The 25,006-nt window shown below is 44.3% G+C and carries 16 protein-coding genes; 13 read left to right on the top strand and 3 right to left on the bottom strand.

Going from position 1 to position 25,006, the window contains the following annotated elements:
• Positions 1-7: 7 nt before the first annotated feature.
• From prc to CKQ84_RS23820, 13 genes are all read left to right on the top strand, one after another.
• On the top strand, positions 8-2,053 hold the full coding sequence (gene prc, locus CKQ84_RS21135) for a carboxy terminal-processing peptidase (protein WP_173913204.1): 2,046 nt from the start codon (positions 8-10) through the stop codon (positions 2,051-2,053).
• 84 nt (positions 2,054-2,137) lie between these two features.
• The gene (pepN, locus tag CKQ84_RS21130) at positions 2,138-4,687 is read left to right on the top strand and encodes an aminopeptidase N (RefSeq protein WP_105252652.1); all 2,550 of its coding nucleotides are present in this window, start codon (positions 2,138-2,140) and stop codon (positions 4,685-4,687) included.
• A 43-nt stretch (positions 4,688-4,730) separates the two neighbouring features.
• On the top strand, positions 4,731-4,946 hold the full coding sequence (locus CKQ84_RS21125) for a DUF2835 domain-containing protein (protein ID WP_028759764.1): 216 nt from the start codon (positions 4,731-4,733) through the stop codon (positions 4,944-4,946).
• 338 nt (positions 4,947-5,284) lie between these two features.
• Positions 5,285-7,327, top strand: a complete 2,043-nt coding sequence (locus tag CKQ84_RS21120; RefSeq protein WP_105252651.1) for a DUF1302 domain-containing protein — start codon at positions 5,285-5,287, stop codon at positions 7,325-7,327.
• A gap of 13 nt (positions 7,328-7,340) precedes the next feature.
• Positions 7,341-8,705, top strand: coding sequence for a DUF1329 domain-containing protein (locus tag CKQ84_RS21115; protein WP_105252650.1), 1,365 nt, complete (start codon positions 7,341-7,343; stop codon positions 8,703-8,705).
• Positions 8,706-8,758: 53 nt separating this feature from the next.
• Complete coding sequence (locus CKQ84_RS21110) at positions 8,759-9,775, top strand: YCF48-related protein (RefSeq protein ID WP_028759767.1); 1,017 nt, start codon at positions 8,759-8,761, stop codon at positions 9,773-9,775.
• Between the two features lie 36 nt (positions 9,776-9,811).
• Positions 9,812-12,127: an RND family transporter gene (locus tag CKQ84_RS21105; RefSeq protein WP_028759768.1), complete on the top strand. Its 2,316-nt coding sequence runs from the start codon at positions 9,812-9,814 to the stop codon at positions 12,125-12,127.
• A 264-nt stretch (positions 12,128-12,391) separates the two neighbouring features.
• Complete coding sequence (locus CKQ84_RS21100) at positions 12,392-17,236, top strand: NAD-glutamate dehydrogenase (protein ID WP_028759769.1); 4,845 nt, start codon at positions 12,392-12,394, stop codon at positions 17,234-17,236.
• A gap of 63 nt (positions 17,237-17,299) precedes the next feature.
• Positions 17,300-18,319 (top strand): quinone-dependent dihydroorotate dehydrogenase, encoded by a 1,020-nt coding sequence (gene pyrD, locus CKQ84_RS21095; RefSeq protein ID WP_028759770.1) that lies wholly within the window; start codon positions 17,300-17,302, stop codon positions 18,317-18,319.
• 200 nt (positions 18,320-18,519) lie between these two features.
• The gene (locus CKQ84_RS21090; protein ID WP_105252649.1) at positions 18,520-19,053 is read left to right on the top strand and encodes a cell division protein ZapC; all 534 of its coding nucleotides are present in this window, start codon (positions 18,520-18,522) and stop codon (positions 19,051-19,053) included.
• A 389-nt stretch (positions 19,054-19,442) separates the two neighbouring features.
• Positions 19,443-19,718 (top strand): hypothetical protein, encoded by a 276-nt coding sequence (locus CKQ84_RS21085; RefSeq protein ID WP_105252648.1) that lies wholly within the window; start codon positions 19,443-19,445, stop codon positions 19,716-19,718.
• Between the two features lie 99 nt (positions 19,719-19,817).
• Positions 19,818-20,483, top strand: coding sequence for a hypothetical protein (locus CKQ84_RS21080; RefSeq protein ID WP_105252647.1), 666 nt, complete (start codon positions 19,818-19,820; stop codon positions 20,481-20,483).
• A 137-nt stretch (positions 20,484-20,620) separates the two neighbouring features.
• Complete coding sequence (locus tag CKQ84_RS23820; RefSeq protein WP_158683087.1) at positions 20,621-20,791, top strand: hypothetical protein; 171 nt, start codon at positions 20,621-20,623, stop codon at positions 20,789-20,791.
• 76 nt (positions 20,792-20,867) lie between these two features.
• On the opposite strand, the gene CKQ84_RS21075 is transcribed toward CKQ84_RS23820, so the two are convergent.
• Genes CKQ84_RS21075 through CKQ84_RS21065 form a run of 3 tightly spaced genes read right to left on the bottom strand, consistent with a single transcriptional unit; the run spans position 20,868 to position 24,897 of the window.
• Complete coding sequence (locus CKQ84_RS21075; protein ID WP_006086285.1) at positions 20,868-21,203, bottom strand: YdbL family protein; 336 nt, start codon at positions 21,201-21,203, stop codon at positions 20,868-20,870.
• Between the two features lie 24 nt (positions 21,204-21,227).
• Complete coding sequence (locus tag CKQ84_RS21070) at positions 21,228-21,446, bottom strand: YnbE family lipoprotein (protein WP_028759774.1); 219 nt, start codon at positions 21,444-21,446, stop codon at positions 21,228-21,230.
• Between the two features lie 13 nt (positions 21,447-21,459).
• Complete coding sequence (locus tag CKQ84_RS21065) at positions 21,460-24,897, bottom strand: YdbH domain-containing protein (RefSeq protein WP_105252646.1); 3,438 nt, start codon at positions 24,895-24,897, stop codon at positions 21,460-21,462.
• Positions 24,898-25,006 lie beyond the last annotated feature (109 nt).

Here is a 25,006-nt window from a genome sequence, read left to right as displayed (position 1 = left end):
CTTGTTGATGCGAAAACTCACTTTGGCTACCTCGATCGCCACTGTTTTTGTCGGATTTTCGGCTTGGGCCGTACCACCCACGATTCAAATCAGCGAGTTACCCACTCTCAAGCAGGAAGCGCAACATAAGGTTGCGAGCAAAAGGGTAACGGACTTATACACTCGTTCGCACTATCATAGATTCAATCTCGATGACGCCTTTTCTGCGCAAATTTTCGATCGTTATCTACAGCAGTTGGACTATCGCCGCAATGTGTTAACCCAAGCGGATGTCGATAGTTTTAAACCTTATGCTACCCAATTCGATGACATGCTTAGTTCTGGTGAACTTGAGCCTGCCTATAAAATGTTTGATATCGTCCAAAAGCGCCGCTATGAAGGCTTTGTCTATGCTTTATCTCTATTAGATAAAGAGATGGATTTTTCTGCGCCCGGTGATGCCTATGAGTACGACCGCGATGAGGCCGCATGGCCAAAAGACCAGACAGAAATTAATGAGTTATGGCGTCAACGTGTTAAATACGATGCACTAAATCTTAAACTCACAGGTAAGAAATGGCCTGAGATTGTTGATATCCTCCAAAAGCGTTACAACAACGCGATTAAACGGTTGATTCAAACTAACAGTGAAGACGTGTTCCAAGGCGTGATGAATGCCTTCTCGCGTAGCATTGAGCCACATACAAGTTACCTTTCACCACGCAATGCTGAACGTTTCCAAATGGAAATGAACTTGAGCCTTGAAGGTATTGGTGCTCAACTGCAACTCGAAGACGATTACACTGTCATTAAAAGTTTAATTACTGGCGGTCCTGCTGCGGGCAGTGAAAAACTGTCGCCGGAAGACAAGATTGTCGGTGTCGGTCAAGAAGGCGGCGAGATTGTTGATGTGATTGGCTGGCGTTTAGACGACGTGGTCGACCTGATTAAAGGTCCTAAGGGCAGTAAAGTTGTTCTGCAAATTTTACCGAAGAAAGGCGGTTCCAATGCTAAGCCATTCGACGTTACCTTAGTTCGCGACAAAATTCGTCTTGAAGACAGAGCGGCAACCTCTAAGGTGATTGAACCTAAAGACGGTGAGTATGCTCATCGCAAAGTCGGTGTGATCCAAATTCCTGGTTTTTATATGAATTTGTCGCAGGACGTTGAAAAAGAGCTCGTGAAGTTAAACGACGCCAAAGTAGAAGGCATAGTCATCGACCTTAGAGGTAACGGTGGTGGTGCATTAACGGAAGCCGTGCTACTGACGGGACTTTTTATCGATATGGGCCCTGTAGTACAAATTCGTGATGCCGATGGACGAGTGTCTGCGCATCGTGATAACGACGGTAAAACCAGTTACGCTGGACCATTGACTGTGATGGTTGACCGTTACAGTGCTTCAGCCTCTGAAATTTTTGCTGCCGCATTGCAAGATTATGACCGTGCACTGATCGTCGGTGAGTCGAGTTTTGGGAAAGGTACAGTACAGCAGCATAAGAGCCTAGGCCGTATCTACGACATGTATGAGAAGCCAATTGGCCATGTGCAGTATACGATTCAAAAGTTCTACCGTATTAATGGTGGTAGTACACAGATTAAAGGTGTGACCCCCAACATTGCTTACCCAAGTGCGTTGGAGCCGGGCGAGTACGGCGAAGCTGAAGAGAAAAATGCATTGCCTTGGGATAAAGTGCCAATGGCGCAATATGGCACGCTTAATGATGTTACGCCTGAGTTAGTGACTAGCCTTGAATCTAAGCACCTTAACCGTATAAAAAACAGCGTAGAGTTTGCCTATATCAATCAAGATATTGCCGATTTTAAAAAGCATCACAAAGAGAAAACTGTGTCTCTGGTTGAAAGTGAGCGTATTGCTTCCCGTGAAGCCGATGAGAAAAAAGTCCTCGACAGAACAAACGAGCGTCGAGTCGCCAATGGTTTAGCACCGGTTAAATCAATGGAAGACATTAAAGACGACGCTGAATTGCCAGATGCATTTTTAGACGAAACCGCTTATATCACCTTAGATATGGCTGATGTGCAAAAAATGGCTAAAACTAGTGCTAAGTAGGCGCTAGTCGAGTCGATTTATCCGATATCAAAACGCGCTTATGGCGCGTTTTTTCTTATTTAGATCAGCGTTAAAGGGATCGAAATGACACAAGCTCAAGCAAAATACTTAAAAGATTATCAAGCGCCACTTTTTACGATAGAGACTATCGATTTAGCGTTTAATTTGGCTGGCAATGAAACCCAAGTGCAGGCGATCAGTCGTATAAAACGCACTTCAAAACATGCACAAGCCTTAGTGTTGGATGGCGAAGATTTGACCATTGTTTCACTGACAGTCAATGGTGATGCTGTGCCTTACCATGTTAGTGCAGGTCAATTAGTTCTAGAAACTGAGCTTGATGAGTTTGAGCTTAACATTATCACTAAGCTCGATCCTGAAGCTAATTCGAGCCTTGAAGGGCTCTATATGTCCGATGGTGCCTACTGCACGCAATGCGAGGCAGAGGGCTTTCGACGTATCACTTATTTCCTTGATCGCCCTGATGTATTAGCTAAATACACAGTTCGTATCGAAGCCGATAGCGCCGCATTCCCGTTTTTACTGAGTAACGGTAATTTGATTGATCAAGGTGAGTTAGATGGTGGACGCCATTATGTTTGCTGGCAAGATCCATTTCCAAAACCAGCGTATTTATTTGCCTTAGTCGCTGGCGATTTTGATCTATTGCAAGATGAGTTCATTGCTCGCAGTCGCCGTAAAGTGATCCTGCAAGTGTTCGTTGATAAAGGTAATTTACATAAAGCACACCATGCGATGGCATCACTTAAGAAATCCATGGCATGGGATGAGAGCCGTTTTGATCTTGAGTATGATTTAGATATTTACATGATAGTGGCCGTCGACTTTTTCAATATGGGTGCGATGGAAAACAAAGGCTTAAATATCTTTAACACTAAATATGTGCTTGCAGATACCTTAACGGCCACCGACGAGGATTATCACGGCATTGAATCGGTTGTAGGCCATGAGTATTTTCATAATTGGACAGGAAACCGCGTAACGTGCCGCGATTGGTTCCAATTAAGTTTAAAAGAAGGCTTAACGGTTTTTCGCGATCAAGAATTTAGCTCAGATTTAGGCTCTCGTGCTGTGAATCGAATTCATGCAATTAAAGTGATAAAAAATCAGCAATTTGCAGAAGATTCTGGCCCTATGTCCCATCCTATTCGTCCAGAATCTGTCATTGAGATGAATAATTTCTACACTGTGACTGTGTATAACAAGGGCGCTGAAGTCATCCGCATGATGCACACTTTGCTCGGCGAAGAAAAGTTTCAGGCGGGAATGAAACTGTATTTTAAACGCCACGACGGCCAAGCTGTCACCTGTGATGATTTTGTGGCGGCAATGGAAGATGCCAGCGGAGTGGATTTAACCCAATTCCGTTTATGGTATAGCCAAGCCGGTACGCCGATTGTGACTGCGATGGACAGTTTTGATGCGCAAACGGGCGTTTATCAATTGACCCTTAAACAAAGTCTAGTGAACTGTGCATCACCGCTGCATATTCCGTTTAGCTTAGAGCTCTTAGATGCGAAGGGCCATTCTTTAGTGAATGAGATTCTCGATTTTACTCAAACTGAACAAGTGTTTAGCTTTGATGGACTCACTCATAAACCCGTCGCTTCGTTACTGCAAAACTTTTCCGCTCCCGTCAAATTACAATATCGATTCAATGTGGATCAACTCGTTCACTTGATGCGTTTTGCTAGCAGCGAAGTGGCGCGTTGGGAAGCTTCTGTGACCTTAGTGAGCCAAGCTATTTGGCAAAATGTGGCGAGTTTACAACAGCAACAAGCTATGGCTCTCGATCCCCGTGTGCGCGATAGTTTTAAAGGTGTGTTGTTAGACACTGAGCTTGATCCGGCATTGATCGCCGAAATATTAGCGATACCTACGGCTTCGGCTTTGATTGAGCAAACAGAGAATGTTGATCTAGATGCGTTAGCTTTAGCACGTGAATTTGTACTAATAGAGCTCGCTTCACATTGTGAAGATGAATTGATTGCGCTATATCGTTCTTTAGTCGCAGTAGAGAATACGCAGGCAAGAGCCCTTAAAAATCAGTGTTTAACTTGGTTAGCTCGGGTGTCGGATGAGGCTGAGGGGTTAGTGATTTCTCAGTTCGATAACGCCAGTAATATGACGGATTCTCTTGGTGCGTTGACTGCTGCCAATGTTGGGAATTTACCTTGTCGTGATGAACTGATGACGACATTTGAGCTACGTTGGCAGGATACACCATTGGTGATGGATAAATGGTTTATGTTGCAAGCGACCCGTGATGCAGATGATGTGATTGAGTGTTTGCGTCTGTTGCAGCAACACAAGTGCTTTAGTATGAGTAATCCAAACCGAGTGCGTGCTTTAGTGGGCAGTTTTGCTGCCGGTAATATTTATCAATTCCACCGTAGAGACGGTAAGGGTTATGCTTTCTTAACCGAATGCTTAATGACCCTTAATAAGCTCAATCCGCAGGTTGCGGCCCGTATGGTGACGCCATTGATCCAGTATCATAAATTCGACTTAGGCCGCCAAACCTTGATAAAAGCCTGTTTAGGGCAACTTTTGGCTCTGCCTGACTTATCTAAGGATATGTACGAAAAAGTCTCTAAAGCATTGGCAAAATAGCAGTTTGTAGGAGGAGGGCAGCAGTCTGTGCTGCCCTGATATTATGGAACTGTATTTCAAACTATCGATCAGCTATCGAGATTTCTTACCTTATTATCAAGGGCTTGCCGATAAAGTCGAGGTTCGTGAAACTCAAGGGCGGATTTTGTGGATTAATGGCCGTCATTTTAGGCGTTTTTTAACCGAAAATGGCATTCAAGGCTATTTCAAATTGGTTTTAGATGACAAGGGACAATTTGTTTCATTAAATCGAGTTTAGTCTTAATTTGTTTATCTTTACTTAGAGCAATTACTTTAAACGGTCGGCTGATTACTAAGCTCGCTTTGTGATATTTTATTTTTAAATATGTTAATGAATTATATGATTTTTTAATGTGTTTTTATGTTTCATTCCTATTCCGCTTTTCGCTAATTTAAATCTCTCCTTTTTAGTTATCGGTACAAATGTACCTACATGCTTAATTCTTTAGAAAATTTTCTCTAACTGCGCCTTGCTCAAGGGGATTAATTGCTGTAACAATGATGTTACCTGTGAGCTAACAAGATGTTGGTTGTAATTCCTAAAACAAAGAATCCAGCAGGGTACGGAGAGCTAAAATGAAAATTGTTAAAAATAGTTTTAACAAATCGGCGCTTGCTTTGGGGGTGGCGTCGGCATTGAGTTTGTTAATGATCCCAAGCGTTAATGCAGTATCTTTTAATTGGGGAGAGGTTGAGGGCACATTTGACTCAACTTGGACTGCTGGTGCGAGCTGGCGTGTAGGGGAGCGCGATTGGGAAGGTCAAATTGGTAAGGTTAATCAACCCCAATTTGATTGGTCTAATTACAGCGCATTTGGCAATACTAAATACACTTCTGCTGAGATTTGGGCCCAGCCCGGATCGTATTCCAGTAACAATGACTTAAGTAATTTACTTTATTCTCAAGGCGATACTACATCCGAAATCGTTAAAGGTTTGCATGAATTGTCATTGAAATACAAAAACTACGGTTTATTCGCTCGTGGTATGTATTTCTATGATCGCAAACTCAATGACGGTAATTATGATTTTAATGATCCGATAACGGGCAAAGAGTTTGACCCTTGCGAAGATAACCGTGCTTCAGAAGTTCAATGTAAAGATATTCGCTTACTCGATGCGTTTGTGTATGGCAACTTTGACCTCAACGATGGCGCTAATCCATTATCTATTCGTGTAGGTAATCAAGTGGTGTCATGGGGTGAAAGTACACTGATTGCCCATGGGATCAGTGAAATCAACGCCGTTGACTTGAACATACTTAATGCGCCAGGTGCTGAACTAAAAGAAGCGTTCAGACCTCAAGGTATGGTGTGGGCTTCCCTTGGTTTGACGGATTCATTAACGGTAGAAGCATTCTATCAATATGATTGGCAACCTATTTGGGTACCAACACCGGGTTCTATTTTTGCGACTAACGATTTTGCGGGTTTCGGTGGTTACGCTCAAAACGCTCAGCTTGGGTTTAATGCTAACCCTGACATCAATTTAGACTTTGTGATGCAAGAATACGAGCGTTTAGCGGGCATGATTGCCAGCGGCCAATCTATTCCGACACAGCAATTGGTTTCTATGGCCTTAGCTTACCCAACAAAAGTGACGCTAGTGCAGGATGAGGCAGAGCCAAGCAATGATGGCCAATATGGTATTAAGCTGGGTTATTACGCGCCTTCACTGGGTGAAACCGAATTTGGTTTTTATTTCATGAATTACCATAGCCGTCGTCCTCTTATCAGTGGTACAGCCGCCGATTTTAGCACGGGTGCACTTTTGTCTGATCTGGCGACCATAGGTCAAAACTCGGGTAACATTGATCGTGAATTGTTGCTCAATTTGAAGAGTTTCTCTAAGGCGCAAATCGTTTATCCAGAAGATATCAAGCTTTACGGTTTCAGTTTCAATACCTTGGTTGGTGATACCTCTGTCGCGGCTGAAATTGCCCATCGTCAGGATGAACCACTGCAAATCGATGACGTAGAATTGTTGTTTGCCGGTATGCCACAGCAGTTAGCTAACGCTGGTCTTCGTCCAGATCTCGATGGTATTTCACAGATTAAAGATGTTAAGCCGGGTGAAACCGTGGATGGCTTTATCCGTCTTGATACCACTCAGGCGCAGATGACTTTCACCCATTTATTTGGTCCAACGTTAGGTTTAGATAACTTGACTATGTTGGCCGAAGTGGGTGGCGTGTGGATCCATGATATGCCAGGTTTTGATGAGCTACGTCTCAATGGTCCAGGTACGTCACGTTCTGGCGGCAACCCAGATATGCCCGGCATCATTCAAGCCTTGCACAACGGTCCTGAAACTAACCCGTTCCCAACCGACTTTGCTTGGGGATACCGTTTAGTTGGAAAGGCGGATTTCAACAACGTATTTGCTGGGGTCAATATGTCTCCACGGGTGATTTTCTCCCATGACGTTGATGGTATTACACCTGATCCTATGTTCCTGTTCACGGAAGGACGTAAGTCTGTCGCGCTAGGCGTTAACTTCGACTATCAAAACCGTTGGGGTGCAGATATCTCCTATAACAATTTCTTTGGCGGTGTCGGTACGACGAATGCGATGGCAGATCGTGATTATGTTTCATTCAATATCAAGTATTCGATCTAAAAGGACTCAAACAATGAAGAAACTGACGATATTGGCGAGTGCAGTCATGCTGGCGTTCGCAGCGCCAGTCGCTATGGCTAAGATATCAGAAGCTGATGCGGCAAAACTTGGCAATGAACTTACCCCTTTAGGTGCTGAAAAAGCAGGTAATGCTGATGGTTCTATTCCTGCGTGGGATGGTGGTATCACTCAGCCTGTGGCGGGTTATACCAAAGGGATGCATCACCCAGATCCTTTCCCTGAGGATAAGATTGAATTTACTATTACCAATGCTAACAAAGCGCAATATAAAGATTTTTTAACGCCGGGTCAGATGAAGTTGTTCGAACTTTATCCTGATACCTACAAGATGAATGTGTACAAGACTCGCCGTAGCGCCTCTGTACCACAGTTCGTTTACGATGCGACTAAAGTTAACGCGACTCGTGCTGAACTGATTGCACAGGGCAATGGTATTTCTGGTGCGGCTATTGGTATTCCATTCCCGATCCCTGCAAATGGTTTAGAAGCCATTTGGAACCACATTTTGCGTTTTCGTGGTATCGATATCGAAACTTCCCGTAGCCAAGCTGCACCGACAGCCGATGGTAGCTATAGCTTAGTGGAAACGGCTGAGGAAATTCGCTTCGAATATTCTCGTCCAGAAATTACCTTAGATCAGCTTAAAGCCAGCAATACGCTGTTCTACTTTAAGCAAGTGGTGACTCAGCCTGCACGTTTAGCAGGTACAGCCTTATTGGTTAAAGAAACCATGGATCAAGAGGCGCTTCCCCGCCAAGCTTGGACCTATAACACAGGTCAACGTCGAGTACGTAAAGCGCCGAACGTGGCTTTTGATACACCGGGTACAGTGTCAGATGGTCTGCGTACGACAGATGATTTCGATATGTTTAACGGCTCCCCAGTGCGTTACAACTGGGAACTGGTTGGCAAAAAAGAAATTTATATCCCGTACAACGATTACAAACTGCATTCGGATAAGCTGAAATATGACCAAATATTGAAACCTGGTCATGTGAATCCTGAGTACGTTCGTTGGGAAAAACACCGCGTATGGCAAGTGAGGGCGACGCTGAAAGACGGTATGCGCCACATTTATAAAGTGCGCGATATGTACCTTGATGAAGATTCATGGCAAGTGTCAATCGCCGATCTCTACGACAACCGTGATCAGTTGTATCGTGTGGCCGTTGCACATGGCTTGAATTATTACGAAGTACCTGCACAGTGGGATACTTTAGAAGTCTTCCATGATTTGCAATCCCGTCGTTATCTCGCCATGGGCTTAGACAACCAAAGTGGCATGTATAACTTCGATGCCAAACTGACTGAAGCTAACTTTACCCCCGATGCATTGCGTCGTGAAGGTATCCGTTAATAGGCCACGTACAAAGGGGCGCTTAGCGCCCCTCATTAGTTAAGGAAGTTTGTATGTCGTTTCGCATCCTTCAGTGTGTCGCTGTATTAAGTTTCGGTGGCGCTTTTTTTCCTTCTACATTATCTGCAACGCCCTCTGATCCGATTTTTTCTCAAGTTCAACCTCTTGCTGCTTCATCTTTGATTTTAGATATTGCCAACGTAGGCGCAGGTTTAGTGGCTGTGGGTGAACGTGGCCATGCTCTGGTGTATGACGGCAGTTGGCATCAAGTGGCAACGCCCGTGAGTTCACTGCTGACCAAAGTATTTTTCCTCAATGAAAAACGCGGTTGGGCTGTAGGTCATGATGCAACCATTTTACAGACTCAGGATGGCGGTCAAACTTGGCAGCAGCAGATGCATTCGCCCGAGATTGAAAAGCCATTCCTCGATGTGGTGTTTTTAGACGAAAACAATGGTATTGCCATTGGTGCTTACGGTTTGTTTTATCGCACCAACGATGGCGGTGCCCAGTGGCGCGAGGAGTTCCATGAGGAGCTTTTAGCTGAAGAAGATGTGGCTTATTTGGCGGAGTTAAAAGGCAGCGATCAATCGGCCTATTTGAGTGCGCGCGCTTCATTATTGCCGCACTTTAATCGTATTTTAACCTTAACCGATGGACGTTTATTATTGGTTGGCGAGCTGGGCTTAGTCGCTGTTTCTGGCGATCAAGGTAAAACATTTACGCGTACCAATTTTGATTACGATGGTTCTATGTTTAACGCCGTAGAAACGAAAAATGCTGTGTATGTGATGGGCCTTCGCGGTCATATATTCAAAGCTGATGTGAGTTTAAGCCAATGGAATCAAATAGAACTGCCTGTGCAATCCTCAATCAACGGTGCCATGGTTGTTTCTGACGACGCGCTATATTTAGTGGGTAATGCGGGGATAGTGATCAAGCTAAATGAGGACGACACTAGCAGCATCGTGACTCGTCGCCAAGGGGAAAACTTAGTGTCTATTGCGAAGGATAATCAAGGGAATATGTGGTTATCTGGCAGCCAAGGGCTGTTTATTCTTAAGCCATAAAATTTTAAAACTACAATAAATAATAGGGCCGAGAAGATGTTAGAAAAACTGGTCAACGGATTTGAGTCATTTTTGTTTCGCAATCGCGCATGGGTCGTCGGCATTTTTGTGTTTTTGACGTTGTTTTTTGGCTATCAGGCCAGTCAACTCAAAATGGATGCGGCTTTTATCAAAAATATTCCACTGCAGCACAGTTATATGCAGACCTACCTGAAACACCAAAAAGATTTTGGTGGTGCCAACAGCATCATGGTGGCGGTTGAGGATACCAGCGGTAATATTTTTAATGCTAACTATTTTGATACCTTAAAAAATGTGCATGATCAGCTGTTTTTTATTCCAGGGGTTGACCGTGCGCAGGTGAAATCAATTTTTTCGCCTTCCACTCGTTTTACTGAAGTCGTTGAGGATGGTTTTGCTGGCGGGCCTGTTATTCCAGCGGATTTTTCAACTTCAGTGTCTGGGTTAGAAACGGTTCGCGATAATATTGAAAAAGCAGGGATTGTCGGCCGATTAATTGCCAACGATTACAGTGCGGCTATGGTGTCGGCTCAATTAATGGATTTTGATCCACAGACGGGTAAACCGCTTGATACCATTGCTTTTGCTGCACAATTAGAAAAAGAGCTTAGGGGCAAGTTCGAAACCGATAAGGTTAAAATTCACATCATAGGTTTCGCCAAAATGGCGGGGGATGTGGCTGATGGTGCTAAGGGTGTATTGCTGTTCTTCGTGATCGCGATTTTGGTCACTGCCATCATGGTTTACCTCTTTTCTAAATCCATCATCTTGACCATGCTGCCACTGGTCTGCAGTTTAACGGCTGTGGTCTGGCAGCTTGGTTTATTGACTGTGATAGGTTTCGGTCTCGATCCTATGTCGATTCTGGTACCGTTTTTAGTCTTCGCCATCGGTGTGAGCCACGGGGTGCAGATCATCAATGCTGTACGGCGCCGAGTGCTCGACGGGCAAACGACAAAAGCGGCTTCGGCGTCTGCATTTCGTAGTTTATTAGTGCCGGGTGGTGTGGCATTACTGTCTGATACTGTTGGTTTTGTTACCCTGTTATTTATCGATATTGGGATTATTCGCGAACTGGCGATTTCCGCCTCGCTCGGTGTTGGCGTGATCATTTTCACTAACCTTATCCTGTTGCCTTTGGTGATTTCTTTTACTGAAATCAAAGTCAATAAACACGCAGAACCGACCGCTGAAGAAGTGCGAACTGAGGCTATTTGGCGCTTCATGGCGCGTTTTGCAACACCTAAATATGCTGTGGTAGTCATTATTGCCACTGTGGTGTTGTATTTTGTGGGTCTGCAACAAGCCAATCAGATGAAGATTGGTGATCTACAGGGCGGCGCGCCAGCGTTACATCAAGATTCGCGTTATAACCTCGATACCTTCTTCATCACAGATCATTTCTCTATCACCACAGATGTGATGACTGTGATTGTTGAGGCAGCACCTGAAGCCTGTACTTACCACGATGTGCTCACTCAAATTGATCAGTTTGAGTGGTTAGTGCGCAATACCCCTGGGGTGGAGTCGACTGTGAGTTTGGCGTCAGTCGCTAAAAAAGTGAATGCAGGCTTCAACGAAGGTAATCCAAGATGGGAAGTGTTGCCGCGTACAACGGCGAGCTTAGTACAGGCTATTGGCCAAATTCCCACGACTTCAGGTTTATTAAATGGCGATTGTTCTGTCATGCCTGTGTATCTGTTTATGAAAGATCACAAGGCCGAAACCATAGAAACTGTGGTCGCTAAGGTCAAAGCCGTCGCCGCGAAAATGGACAACGAGAAGTTGCAGTTTAAACTGGCGTCGGGTCCTGTGGGTGTAATGGCAGCGACTAACGAAGCGGTGGCTGAGGCGCAGTTACCTATGATGATATACGTCTATGGTGCCGTGTTTGTACTCTGCTTAATCAGCTTTAAATCTTTTAAAGCCACTGTGGCGGTCATTATTCCGTTATATGTCGTGTCGACACTGGCACAAGCCTTGATGACTCAGCTCGATATTGGCTTAGCTGTCAGTACCTTACCTGTCATTGCACTGGGGGTTGGTATTGGTGTGGACTATGGTATTTATATCCTCTCGACTATGTCATCTAAGCTATCAAATGGTATGCCAGTACAACAGGCTTACTATGAGGCGTTGGTCGAACGGGGCAGTGCAGTGATCTTTACGGGCCTGACTTTAGCGATTGGTGTCAGTACTTGGTTCTTCTCGGCGCTTAAATTCCAAATGGATATGGGAATATTGTTAACATTCATGTTTGTGGTAAATATGCTCGGTGCCATAATTATCCTACCTGCATTGGCCGCCATTTTCTGGCGCCAGCCTAAGTAGAGTCTACAAATGGGGAGCTAAGCTCCCCATTTACTTTTGAATACTTAGTCTGCTTTATCGATTGTTTGGTCATTTGTCATTCCTTGTTTACGCCAATACTGGATTTCAAGAGGATGTACCACTAAAATTTTCCTCGAAATACAGCGGTTTTAGTAATAAACTTCGCGCGACGATCTAGATCACATTAATTTATCTGCGATTGTTAAGCCGAAGCATCCAAATAATGAAAAAAGCGCTGCCATAGACGCTTAAGGAAACAGCAACATGGCCTTGAAAGATGCAATGCCTTCAGTACTACTTGAAAATGTAGTCAGTTTAATTCACGCTAAAGTCCCTAATTCACAAGCCAAGCAAGTTGAACAGTTCGCCACCTGCCTTTATGCCCACATGTCGAAAGACGATCTCAATGCGCGTAATGACAGTGATTTATACGGTGCGGTTCTCAGTTTATGGAACGCCCTGAACAAAACACCAAAAGGTAACACTCATCTGAGAGTGTTCAATCCTAGCCAAGCCAAACACGGCTGGCAATCGACTCACTCGATCATTGAAGTTATCCAACCTGACATGCCATTCTTGGTCGATTCAGTTGGTATGGCATTGAATCGTATGGGTATTACTGCTCACATGATGTTGCACACTCCACTGGCGATTGAGCGTTCAGAAAGTGGTGTGACGAATGTCACTTATCTTAATAAGAGCCCTGAAAGTACTGAGCATGTCGCCGTATTTTTGATTGAAATTGACCGTCAAAGCAGCACGGTCGATATTAAAGCATTAGAGCGCGAAATTCAGTCTGTGCTTGCCGATGTTGCTTCATCAGTTAACGACTGGGAAGTCATGTCTGCCAAGTTGGCTGAGATGATCAAGGAATTGCCAAAACGTCCGTTCCCGGGCGATAAGCAAGAGTTAGAAGAAGCGATTAACTTCCTGACTTACTTGAATAATCATCACTTTACGCTATTAGGTTACCGTCAATACGATTTGAAACGTGTCGAAGGTGATGTTGAGTTAGTGCCTAATATCGCCTCTAGTTTAGGTTTGATGAACAAGCACACTAAAGCACAACCTGAGCAAGGTTTGTTGTTATCTAGCTTCTCCGATAGTGCCCGCAAAGAAGCCTTAGATCACAGCTTACTGATCCTCACTAAGAGCAGTGCTAAGAGCCGCGTGCATCGCCCAGCTTATGTCGATTATATCGGTATTAAGCGTTTCGATAAGAAAGGCAATGTGATTGGCGAAGATAGATTTATCGGTTTATATGCGTCAAACCTGTATAACCGTAGCCCACGTGAGATCCCACTGCTGAATGAAAAAGTGCAGCGTGTGTTAGATCGTTCAGGCTTGACCCCACGTTCACACGACTATAAAGCCCTGCTAAACATCCTTGAGAATTTACCTCGTGACGAGCTAATTCAAGCCAATGTTGATGATTTATCGCACATGGCCCATGGCGTGTTAGAAATGCAAGACAGAGACAAGCTGAAACTCTTTGTACGCAAAGATGGCTTTGGCCGTTTCTTATCCTGTTTAGTGTACGTTTCTAAGGATCGTTACAACACTAAACTCCGCCAAGATACTCAACGTATTCTGGCCCAGCACTTTAACAGCAAAGAAGATGTAGAGTTTACGACTTATTTTTCCGAGTCGACGCTAGCCCGCACTCACTACATAGTCAAAGTTGATAACAATAATATGGATGTAGATGTGGCTGCCATAGAGAACAACTTAATAGAAGCGGCACGTTCGTGGGAAGATAAGTTAAGCACTGCGCTTAACAGTGCACTCGGCGAAGAAGCTGGCACTCATCTGACTAAGCGTTATTTCAATGCGTTTGAGCAAAGCTATAAAGAAGACGTATTGCCAAGTTCTGCCGTCGTCGACATGCAACAGCTCGAAGCACTGGATGATGAACACAAGCTCGGCATGTTGTTCTATCAACCGCAGGAAGCGGCGCTGAACGACAATAAAGTGCGTTTAAAGCTATTCCATAAAGATGAGCCTATTCATCTTTCTGATGTGCTGCCAATGCTCGAAAACTTTGGTCTGCGCGTGATCAACGAGCGTCCATATGAAGTCACGACTTCAGACGGTTCTACCTTCTGGATCTTAGACTTCTTGATGACAGTTAAAGTCGTCAACACAGATAACATCGCTGATAGCCAAGACAGATTCCAAACTGCACTGTCACAAGTGTGGCAAAAGAAGTTAGAAGATGACGGCTTCAACCGCATTATTCTGGCGTCAGGTTTAACGGGCCGTGAAGTCTCTGTATTGCGCGCTTATGCGAAATACATGCGTCAAATCGATGCAACTTTCAGTCAGTCATATATTGAAGAAACCTTCGGTCGTTACCCACAAATCGCTGATTTGTTGGTGAAGATGTTCATCCGTAAATTTAACCCTAAACTGAAAACCCGTACTCTGGGTAAGTTTTTGGAGCAGATCAATTTACGTTTAGACGAAGTGTCTAGCTTAGATGATGACCGTATTATTCGTCGTTATTTAGACTTGATTAACGCCACTCTGCGTACCAACTTCTACCAACTGGATGCCAAAGGCGAATCTAAGAGTTATATCTCGTTTAAATTCATGCCTTCACTGATCCCTGAAATGCCACGTCCACTGCCGAAATTCGAAATATTCGTTTATTCGCCACGGGTTGAAGGTGTGCATTTACGTTACGGTAAAGTGGCTCGTGGTGGTCTGCGTTGGTCAGATCGTCGTGAAGACTTCCGTACCGAAGTATTGGGTTTGGTAAAAGCACAGCAAGTGAAAAACACTGTGATTGTGCCTGTGGGTGCTAAAGGTGGCTTTGTTTGTAAACAATTGCCAACTGAAGGCGGCCGTGAAGCTTTCTTCACCGAAGGTCAAGAATGTTACCGCATCTTTATCCGTGCATTGCTCGATATTACCGATAACATTTTGAACGGTGAAATCGTCCATCCATTGGATGTGGTTCGTCACGATGAAGATGACCCCTATTTAGTGGTAGCAGCCGATAAAGGCACAGCGACTTTCTCTGATATCGCGAACTCGATTTCCCTCGAATACCGCTTCTGGCTCGGTGATGCATTCGCATCGGGTGGCAGCAACGGTTATGACCATAAGAAAATGGGTATCACGGCCAAAGGCGGCTGGGAATCGGTTAAGCGTCATTTCCGCGAAGTCGGTATTGATTGCCAAACTACAGACTTTACCTGTTTAGGTATAGGTGACATGGCGGGCGACGTATTCGGTAATGGTATGTTGTTGTCTAAGCACACTAAACTGGTTGCAGCCTTTAACCACATGCATATCTTTATCGATCCAAATCCGGATACGGCATTAAGTTATGATGAACGGGCGCGTTTATTCGCTCTGCCACGTTCAAGCTGGGAAGACTACAGCAGCAAGTTGATTTCTAAAGGTGGCGGTATTTTCCTCCGTTCATCTAAATCCATTCCATTATCGGCAGAGATGAAGCAAATGTTGGCCACAGAGAAAACCTCTATGACCCCAACTGAGCTGATGAAAGAACTGTTGAAAATGCCAGTGGATTTGATCTGGAACGGCGGTATCGGTACGTATGTGAAATCTTCACGTGAAACACACGCTGAAGTCGGCGATCGTGCCAACGATGCTCTACGTGTCAACGGTGGCGAACTGCGCGCTAAGATAGTCGGCGAGGGTGGTAACTTAGGTTGTACTCAGTTAGGTCGTATTGAATATGCGTCTAATGGCGGTCGCATCAACACTGACTTCGTGGATAACGTTGGTGGTGTGGACTGTTCCGACAACGAAGTGAACATCAAGATTTTGCTGAACGCTATGGTGACTGAAGGTGAACTGACGCTTAAGCAGCGTAACCGTTTACTGGAAGAAATGACTGAAGAAGTCGGCCAAATCGTACTGCAAGACTGTAAAGATCAAACTCGTACTATCTCTGTGACTCAAGTGCGCGGTGCTGAGCAGTTAAAAGAGCAGATCCGCTTTATCCAGTACCTGGAAAAAGAAGGCAAGTTAGACAGAGCGTTAGAGTTCTTACCGTCTGACGATGAGCTAGCTGAACGTTTAGCCAGTGGTCGTGCATTAACGCGCCCAGAGCTATCAGTATTGGTTGCTTATGCGAAAATGGTGCTGAAAGAGCAATTAGTGACGCCAGAAATCACTGAAGATACTCTGTTAAGCCAACTGCTTATCGCGTATTTCCCGAAAAAACTTCAGGAAAAATACAGCGACAAAATGGCAACCCATCCACTGCGTGGCGAAATCATTGCGACCTCACTCGCCAATGAACTCGTCAACGACATGGGCTTGAATTTTGTTCAACGTATGCAAGATGAGACTGGTGCCTCAGTTGCCGACGCGGCAATTTGTTACACTATGGCTCGCGAAGTATTTGGTTTAGCTGAATTAACTAAATCGATCACTGACTTAAACGGCATAGTTCCGGCTGTGGTTCAAGGTGAAATGCTGCATCAGTTACGCCGCAATATGCGTCGTGCTAGCCGCTGGTTCCTACGTCACCGTAACCGCTCTTGGAGCATCGAACAAACCGTTGCCTTCTTCAAACCGGTATTTGAACAAATTAAAGATAATGTTCATTTATATCTGGTCGAAGAAGAAGCTAAAGGTATCCAATCTGAGATCAATGCTTTGGTCAAAGAAAACGTACCACAAGCTGTTGCAACGATTGTGGCTAACATGAGCACCTTGTTCTCTGCCTTAGACATTGCCCAAATTGCGCAAACAGAAGATAAGACAGTGGCATTAGTGGCTGAAACTTACTTCAAACTCGGCGCCCGCGTTGAGCTGCACTGGTTCTTAGAACAGATCAGCGCTCAACCTGTAGCGAACCATTGGCAAGCACTGGCTCGTGCCGCCTTTAGGGAAGAGTTAGATTGGCAACAACGTGCATTGAGTTCAGTGGTCTTAAGAACCTGCAGTGCAACCTGTGATGCCGAAAGTGTGATTTCTCAGTGGATTGAGATAAATCAAGGCTTATTGGAAAGATGGTTCCATATGCTAGCTGATTTTAAAACGTCGCAAATCCATGAGTTTGCTAAGTTCTCTGTCGCCCTACGTGAACTTAACCTTCTGATCCTTCATTGCGAAGGCCAAAAGTAAACTTATTATAACAATCAGAAGCCCTGGCGATCGCCGGGGCTTTTTTTAGGTCGAGGAAAGTACATGTTTTATAAAATCGCACAGAAAGTCATGTTTCAGATGGATCCTGAGCGAGCTCACCATCTTGCTATAGGCAGTTTAAAAGTGACCGCCAATAGCCCGTTAACATGTCTATATGGACAAACGATTGCACCCGCTCCTGTCAGCTTTATGGGGTTGACCTTTCCTAACCCAGTGGGACTCGCTGCCGGTATGGACAAGGACGGCGAATCGATTGATGCCTTTCATGCGATGGGATTTGGTCATATTGAAGTGGGTACAGTTACCCCAAGACCACAGCCTGGTAACGATTTACCCCGTCTATTTAGATTAAAGCCTGCCAAAGGCATCATTAATCGCATGGGGTTTAATAATAAGGGTGTCGATAATCTGGTCAAAAATTTGATCGCTAAAAAGACCAATATCATGGTTGGCGTCAATATTGGCAAAAATAAAGACACGCCAGTAGAACAAGGTAAAGACGATTATTTGATCTGCATGGATAAAGTTTATCTCCATGCGGCTTATATTGCGGTGAATATTTCATCACCCAATACCCCAGGATTACGATCGCTACAATATGGCGATCTATTAGATGAATTATTAAGCGCAATTAAAACCAAGCAACTTGAGCTGGCCGAAAAGCATAAAAAATACGTGCCCATCGCGCTTAAAATTGCTCCAGATTTAACCATCGAAGAAATTGAAAATATCGCGCAAGCTTTGATTAAAAACAAATTTGATGGCGCAATTGCGACCAATACTACTTTAACACGTGATGGTGTTAGCGGTCTTGCCAACGCCAATGAAAGCGGCGGCTTAAGTGGCAAACCTTTAACTGAGCTGTCTACTAAAGTGATTAAGCAATTGGCAATTTGTTTGAAAGGGCAGATCCCGATCATCGGTGTGGGCGGTATTAATAGCGCTGAAGATGCTTTAGCCAAATTTGATGCGGGCGCGACTATGGTTCAGATTTATTCAGGTTTTATTTATCAAGGTCCGAAGTTAATTAAAGAAATAGTGAATGCATACCGCTTGAAATAATGATCTTAGGATTAATATAACGATCTAAAATAAGATCTTATTCTTTAACAGCGATCTAAAACGATCCTTAGATCGCTGTTAAGATCTTACAATAGATCGACTAAGTAACTGTTAAATAATTTGTATTTTATTATTTTTATTTTGATATTGGATAAAATATCTACTATTATGTCCCAGTGTTCAAATATTGGGTCACCGTTATGTTATTAATGCCGCAAAAAGATTGGCAATGGAAATATAACGATTCGTATGGTGTATTAGGCGTATCGTTAGGTTCCGAGATAGAATTTCTGACGTCTTATAAAGCAAAATTACTCATTCCAGATGCCTTATCAAGCATGGAATTTAATATTGCGCACGCCAAATTCTATATGAACTTACTCGATAGATTGCCTAAAACCCTGTCTTTGTCCGATGCCGCTATTGTTCAAATTGCCCTCAATGCCACCGCCGCCCATTTTATGTTGACACCGCAAATGCCTAAATCATGGTTTTTTGATACCAGTGATGTCTGTGTTTATAGCGATGTAGGTAAAGTATTTGAGCTTAAATGCCAAAAGCAAAGAGTGCTCGCCCTCGTGGTTGAAAATACCCTACAGTCCGCGCTAGTGATGTTATTGTCACCCGAATGTGTTTTGTCTGGCGCTAAAACTATGGTGCAGTTTGAGACCATTAAAGTGATGCATAATCGCTTACACCCACTACGTGCACAGCGCCACGTGGTTGCGGCATAGCTCATCATTGGTTTTTGATATTAACCACTTACCGATAATTCGTGAGTCTTAGTTTTCTCTATTTGGCCCTGCTTTTAGTATTAAACTCACTACGCAGTCTGGTTTGCCATGGTATTCACTCGTCGACTCGCAGCCAGTCCGTCCTTGGATGCTCGACCGCCCCGTCCATGGGGCGGACGGTCGTCTCGCCAATCACCATGGCGCACCTTTCAGCATTTGCGTAGTCTGTAGATGCAAAAGATTAGAGATTACATTTAACGGTGATTTGTTTTGATTTTTAGTGTTGTCTGTGGAGCGCTAAAAGCAAAAAGAGTTATGGGTGTCCGGTCTTTCTACGCGAACAACGCGCGCCGCATATTCAAATAATTAGGTGGTAATGGAGTAGTAAGATGGATTTCAGTTCCCAAATTATACTGGCTGTCATAATTTTGTTTGCTAATTTATTGAGCGGAAATCACGATTTAAAACGCTGGGAAATTGTAACAGCAGTTTTTGGTTGGGCTGCGATTGTTAGTTTTATAGGCTATGTACTTTTTGTTATGGTCGTACCGGAATCGCAAATTTCGAATTATTTGCTTCAAATAGCTGGCTTCAGCTTACTGTCTGCGCTTGCAAGAGATTATGAGCGAATATTAAAGCCATTTTTTCAAAGCAGTAAAAAGTAATGTTTCACGTCACAGCGCATAACAAAGTGTGGCATTCTGGGCTCCTGCGACGCTCACAAGTTATCGCGCATGCGCACGGTGTTATAAGTTTGAGGATATATGGCAACAATCAGTGAAGTTTTAGTTCGTACAGAGCAAATGTTAGAAACAGCAAAACATGGTTTTGATGACCTAGTTTCATTAAACAAAACTCGACGTTTTACTGGTTTAAGGAATCTTATCGTGTTTGGTCGCTCGGTAACTTTTGTGCTTCAAAATTTAAGGACCGCTGTTGGTAAAGAAAGATTCGATGCATGGTATGAACCTCATCAAGAATCGATGAAGCAAGATGTAGTGATGAGATACTTCGTGAAACTAAGAAATGAACTTGAAAAACAAGGACGTTTACCTGTCTCAACATCAGCGCATATCCATCATTTTTCTTCTGATATGATCTCGCAATATAAGCAGCCACCGGGTACTGTTGGTTTTTTCATCGGTGACCAACTTGGTGGTAGCGGTTTTGAAGTTGAGCTTCTAGATGGCAGTAAGGAAAAATATTACGTTGAAATACCAACCAGTGTTGCGGAAGTAACACAACATTTTAACGAATTGCCAGTGCCTGATGACGATGAACTAAAATTAAAGACTATTGAGCAGCTTTCTGAATATTTCCTCAATTTTTTAGAGACTCTGTTGGATAACGCTAGAAAAGAGTTTCTTGACCAAGAGACTCAAATCGTAAATGGACGTCGGTTGCCACCATATATGAGAGTGGTGAAATAAAACTTATAACAAATAAGGATAGGCCGCGCGTAAACTCACTGGGAATTTTACTCGTTGGCCTTCAGAATTTAATAAGACCCCCATTGTTAAATTTGGTTACCCAGTATACACCGGGGTTGATTAGATTAAGCACTGTCATGGAAGTGACCGTCCGTGACAGGGATGTCACGGTCGAGCATACACGGATGTACTTGCTGCGAGTCACTGGAATGACAGTGCTTAACCAAACACTATCAAACAATCTCAAATCTAGATCCTCGCTCAAAGGTATTGGCCAGCAAATCATTCCCTTTATCGACCACCAATGAAAACGCCTGCTATTGCAGACGTTTTGTTTATGTCTATTCGTTTTGCTTTTATGCGCTAGAGCGCTTTAAAAGCGGACTACTTTTTAATCCATTTGCCTTTGGCATCTTGCACATAGTTGCCTTTATCTGTGGCGGCTATGGCTTTTTCGCCTGCGAGTTTAGCGACATCGGCTGGGGAGAGTTTGTTCTTCTTGGCGATGGTTTCGTAGTGGGCACGACGTTTGTTATTTACGTCGTCCATCACGGCTTTGGCTTCGGGATTGGCTTGCACTAATCCTAAGTAGCCGTTGGCTTGTTCGCCTAAATAGCCCTGTGACTTAGCTTCTTGCAGTGACATGGCAAAAGCACTGAGGCTTAAGACGCTGAGGGTTAATAGCAATAATAACTTTGTTTTTAGTCGGATTGATTTCATGGTGATTCCTCAATTCTTATTTAATTAGAACAGCTTATCGTCTGATAGGAGTTGGTCTAATTCCTTATCTACTTTGATCCGTATCTCATGTTCAATTTTCACATTGAGATTGATAACGATAGGTTTATCCGGCGGTTCTATTTTGACTGTGGGCGTACAGCCCTGCAATGAGGCTAGGGCTACCAATGCGATAAGTGCGCTTCGGGTACCTATGCTAATTTGCTGTAATTGAATTATCTTCACTGAGGTTTCCTTGTTACTTCACTGATTTTTCGATTCTGTCCTGCAAGTCATTACCAATTTGCAGACTTCTAAATAATTGCAGCATGTTCTCTTCGTGGGAGTAATTCAAGTGGATAGGGCGTTCAATCCCTTCACCGCGGCCTTTTACTTCGACGAGTAGTTTAGCATCACCAGCTTGGTCCATATCAAAACTGCTTGATAATTGGCTGTATTGTAAGTGTTCTAACGTTGAAAAGACAAAGTCTAGATACGGTTGGGATTGGCGCATCTGCTCAACGGCGGGGTTGCCTGAGATAGCGATGAGGCCGCCGGGTGCGCGCGCGGCTAATTGCCCGCCAGTGATCGACACTTTGCCGTTGATTAAATCGACGGGCAACACGCCATCGAATATGCCGTCGGCATAGATGCCAATTTGTGGTTGAATGCGCAGGACCTCTTCCAGACTCATGGCCTGCAGCAGCAGATAGGCATGGGATTTATCCTGCAATTTAAGATTAAATTCTGGCAGCAGAAACTGGCCGCTGAGCACTTTGCCTTTGGCGGTCATGGAAACATCGGTGTCACTTAAGCCTGTGAGTTGTTGTATCCAATTGTCGGGCAATTTCTCGGCATCTTTGCCAAGGACGATATCGGCTTCCACTTCAATATCAGTCAGTGGGAAGCCAGGATCAAATAAGTTAAAGGTCATCAGCGTCTGCGGGCAATTGAGCTTACTGAGGCTGCTAAAATAGCCTTTATCCTGCGGCTTGTTATGAGACTCTTTTTTATAAGATTGCCCCCAAGTGAACTCACATTGCGCTTGCAGTTTTCCCCCCTCAAAAATGATGTCTTTATAAAAGCCTTCAAGTTCTGTCATCGATTGAGTTATTTGCATGGCAAATTGGGTCTGATCGCGCCTTTGCGTTAGGTTAAACTGCGCCTGTAATTGGTTATTACCTGTGACATTAAGCTCAGATGGTAAGGGTTGGGTTTGATTGAGCAAGGCCAGCGCCTCGGTCATGCTAGTGTTGACTACCCATTGGCCCGTTAACACTAAGGGATTGTTCGCGGTGGCAAGGTTCAACTTGTGTTGGCTTTGCAGCTCAACTGTGCCCACTTGCCAATGCTCATCACCAAAGAGCGTGTTATTTTTCCAATCTAAGCTTTGTGCCAGCGTTAACTTGTCCAGCTTAAGTACGGTTTCTTTGCGGCTGCGGCCTTTGCTGCTGAGCTGTTTTTCGATATTAAGCTGACTTGCTTGCCATGCGAGTTGATTACGCCAAGTGGTAGCGAGTAGTGAGTCGAACAGCGCTTCGATATCAGGTTTAAGCTCAAATGACATGGCTTTTTGTAATGCAATCGAGAAACTGCCCGCATTCATATCGGTTTTCGTTATGATGCTAGTGCTAGCATTTTTATCCGCATTAGCCTCAGTGACTACATCATCTGTCACTAAAGTCTGTTTGGTCTGCGAAAAATGCAGTTGCTCCAGTGCTAAGTTTAAAGGTGGTATGGCAAGGGTTAACCTGTTTGCGGTATCAGATGTGGGCACTGAGCTTTGCGCTGGACTGGCTTTTTGAATGCTAGCGTTTTGAATACCAGAACTCTGAGTATGAGTGCTTTTCTGCGAGCTTATGTTCAGCGGTGCGAGAGCATTTATCGCGATACTACCAAGGCTAAACTCTGCATGTTTAGCCGCATTTTTATTTTGCATGCTAATACGCTTAAGCTCACCCACGGCGAATTGTAGCGTGTTGCCAGTATTTTGTTTTGTTGATTGAGTCAGTTCAGTCGATTCGGTAGTGGCAGTGATAAATTGCCAATCGGTTGAACTTGGCGTCTGAACTAAGTTAAATGTGCCTGCTGTCGTTAACTTACTATTATTCCAGCTATAGTCCTGCGGCGGATTTGCCCACAATTCAGATAATTGCATTGAGCCTGTTTGCCTCGTACTAAGGCGCCAATCTGTTTTGAAGGACAGTGCTTCGGTTGATTTTGTGATTTCAACATTGGCCAAATCGACTTGGGTATCTAGCTTACTGCCTAAGGTCTTAAGCTTCACTCGAGGAAGTTTAATCGCAAGGGGATTAGCTAAGTGCACATCTTGCGGAATTTGAGTCAGCGGGTAATGCAGGGCTTCAGGCAATGTCAGTGCGATCCCTACTGGTGCATCTGTACTTTTGAGCCCCGATAGCAGCTTAGCGATTTGACTCGCTAGCGGATCAGGCACTTGCTCAGCTATCGGTTGAGATACTGGTTCAGATACTGACTGAGATGAAGGTTTAGCCAGCGTCTCATCGAGCAGTTGCATCAATCGCTGTTGCTGGGCGGTATTGGGGCTCACAGCTAAGCTAAAGGGCTCTAGTTTTAGGTCAAGTTCTGCTAAATGCCCTGCAATCTTAAATGCGAGCTCAGGTTTTGGCGCAAGCTCGGGTTTAGGTGCAAGTTGCAGCGCTGCCAACTGATTAAAGGTCAGCTTTGGCTCGATTAACTGATGCTCACTGATAAGCTCGCCTGAGGTTATTGTAATACTGCTGTTGGATACCAATTGGCCTTGTAAATCAATTGCTAACGCTTGCCACTCTTTATCAAGCTCAGTTAACGGGCTCAGCACACTGTCTTGCGTTTGCCTTAGGCTGATTTGATGCAAGCTCGCAAGCAGCGGCGCGAGCTGGATTTGACTCATGAGTTGCCATTTGTTGGTTTCTAGTGTGGCTTTCAGTGTGGCGATGCTTTCGCCTGCATGGCTAAACTCGCTGTTGATTTCCCCCGCGCCGTTGAGGCTCAACTTGTCCATCACCAAACGATAGGAGGGTAAATCATTTTGGGTGTTGAGATGCTGGGCTTTGAGAATAAGACTGGTTTTTCCGATATCGATGAGTGGTAGTGATTTGATATCTAAGGCCAATGCGGGGCCTTGTTCATCGATGGCATTTCGATTGGGTAAAAACAGTGATTGCCCTAACTCGACTTCAATATCACCTGTGGATATTTGGGTGATTTTTTGAGTGAGGTAAGAGGCTTGGCTGAACTGTTTAAGTTCGGCAAAACTCTGTGGCCAGTCAATTTTTAGCTGAATATTCAAATCATTAAGTCTGATATGGCTATCATGTACCCTCAGATTGGCAGAGGTAATTCGCCAATGTTCTAACTGACTTTGCCCTAATTCAATGTCAATCAGTTCGCTGTCCATACCTGTGAGGGCAAAATTTGCCGCCCGTATGATGAGTTGTTCAGCCTGGGTATTCACAATCCAAACAGTTAACGCCACGCCCGCCAAGATGCCCGTTAAGCTGGTCGCCAATAAGGTTTTTTTTAGGGGGAATTTATGGCGATTTTGCGCAGCAATATGGGGATCCGTTCCAGAACCTAAAGCACCACTGCGAGGGCCAGCGGATATCTGCGTTGCCTCGTGCTGAAGTGCCTTGCTATCAGAGGCATTGCCACGGCTTGGCTTGTTGTGGATTGGCATTGGGTTTGATATTTATCCTTTATTGACTGAGCCCTGATCAAACTCGTGCCTTAGCAGTGCACAAATACACGAATGTGTATATTTCATCGGCATTTTTACTTCGGAGCGT

Origin of the sequence: Shewanella sp. WE21 (assembly GCF_002966515.1) — a bacterium.
Taxonomy (GTDB): Bacteria; Pseudomonadota; Gammaproteobacteria; order Enterobacterales; family Shewanellaceae; genus Shewanella; species Shewanella oncorhynchi.
The sequence above is the reverse complement of the archived record's forward strand: the minus strand, read 5'-3'. Positions and strand labels throughout refer to the sequence as shown.

Coding starts and splice junctions, on each gene's coding strand:
- prc (WP_173913204.1), top strand. CDS start 8: ATGCGAAAACTCACTTTGGCTACCTCGATCGCCACTGTTTTTGTCGGA.
- CKQ84_RS21085 (WP_105252648.1), top strand. CDS start 19,443: ATGGATTTCAGTTCCCAAATTATACTGGCTGTCATAATTTTGTTTGCT.
- CKQ84_RS21075 (WP_006086285.1), bottom strand. CDS start 21,203: ATGAAATCAATCCGACTAAAAACAAAGTTATTATTGCTATTAACCCTC.
- CKQ84_RS21125 (WP_028759764.1), top strand. CDS start 4,731: ATGGAACTGTATTTCAAACTATCGATCAGCTATCGAGATTTCTTACCT.
- CKQ84_RS21080 (WP_105252647.1), top strand. CDS start 19,818: ATGGCAACAATCAGTGAAGTTTTAGTTCGTACAGAGCAAATGTTAGAA.
- CKQ84_RS21100 (WP_028759769.1), top strand. CDS start 12,392: ATGGCCTTGAAAGATGCAATGCCTTCAGTACTACTTGAAAATGTAGTC.
- CKQ84_RS23820 (WP_158683087.1), top strand. CDS start 20,621: ATGGAAGTGACCGTCCGTGACAGGGATGTCACGGTCGAGCATACACGG.
- CKQ84_RS21115 (WP_105252650.1), top strand. CDS start 7,341: ATGAAGAAACTGACGATATTGGCGAGTGCAGTCATGCTGGCGTTCGCA.
- CKQ84_RS21065 (WP_105252646.1), bottom strand. CDS start 24,897: ATGCCAATCCACAACAAGCCAAGCCGTGGCAATGCCTCTGATAGCAAG.
- CKQ84_RS21120 (WP_105252651.1), top strand. CDS start 5,285: ATGAAAATTGTTAAAAATAGTTTTAACAAATCGGCGCTTGCTTTGGGG.
- CKQ84_RS21105 (WP_028759768.1), top strand. CDS start 9,812: ATGTTAGAAAAACTGGTCAACGGATTTGAGTCATTTTTGTTTCGCAAT.
- pyrD (WP_028759770.1), top strand. CDS start 17,300: ATGTTTTATAAAATCGCACAGAAAGTCATGTTTCAGATGGATCCTGAG.
- pepN (WP_105252652.1), top strand. CDS start 2,138: ATGACACAAGCTCAAGCAAAATACTTAAAAGATTATCAAGCGCCACTT.
- CKQ84_RS21090 (WP_105252649.1), top strand. CDS start 18,520: ATGTTATTAATGCCGCAAAAAGATTGGCAATGGAAATATAACGATTCG.
- CKQ84_RS21110 (WP_028759767.1), top strand. CDS start 8,759: ATGTCGTTTCGCATCCTTCAGTGTGTCGCTGTATTAAGTTTCGGTGGC.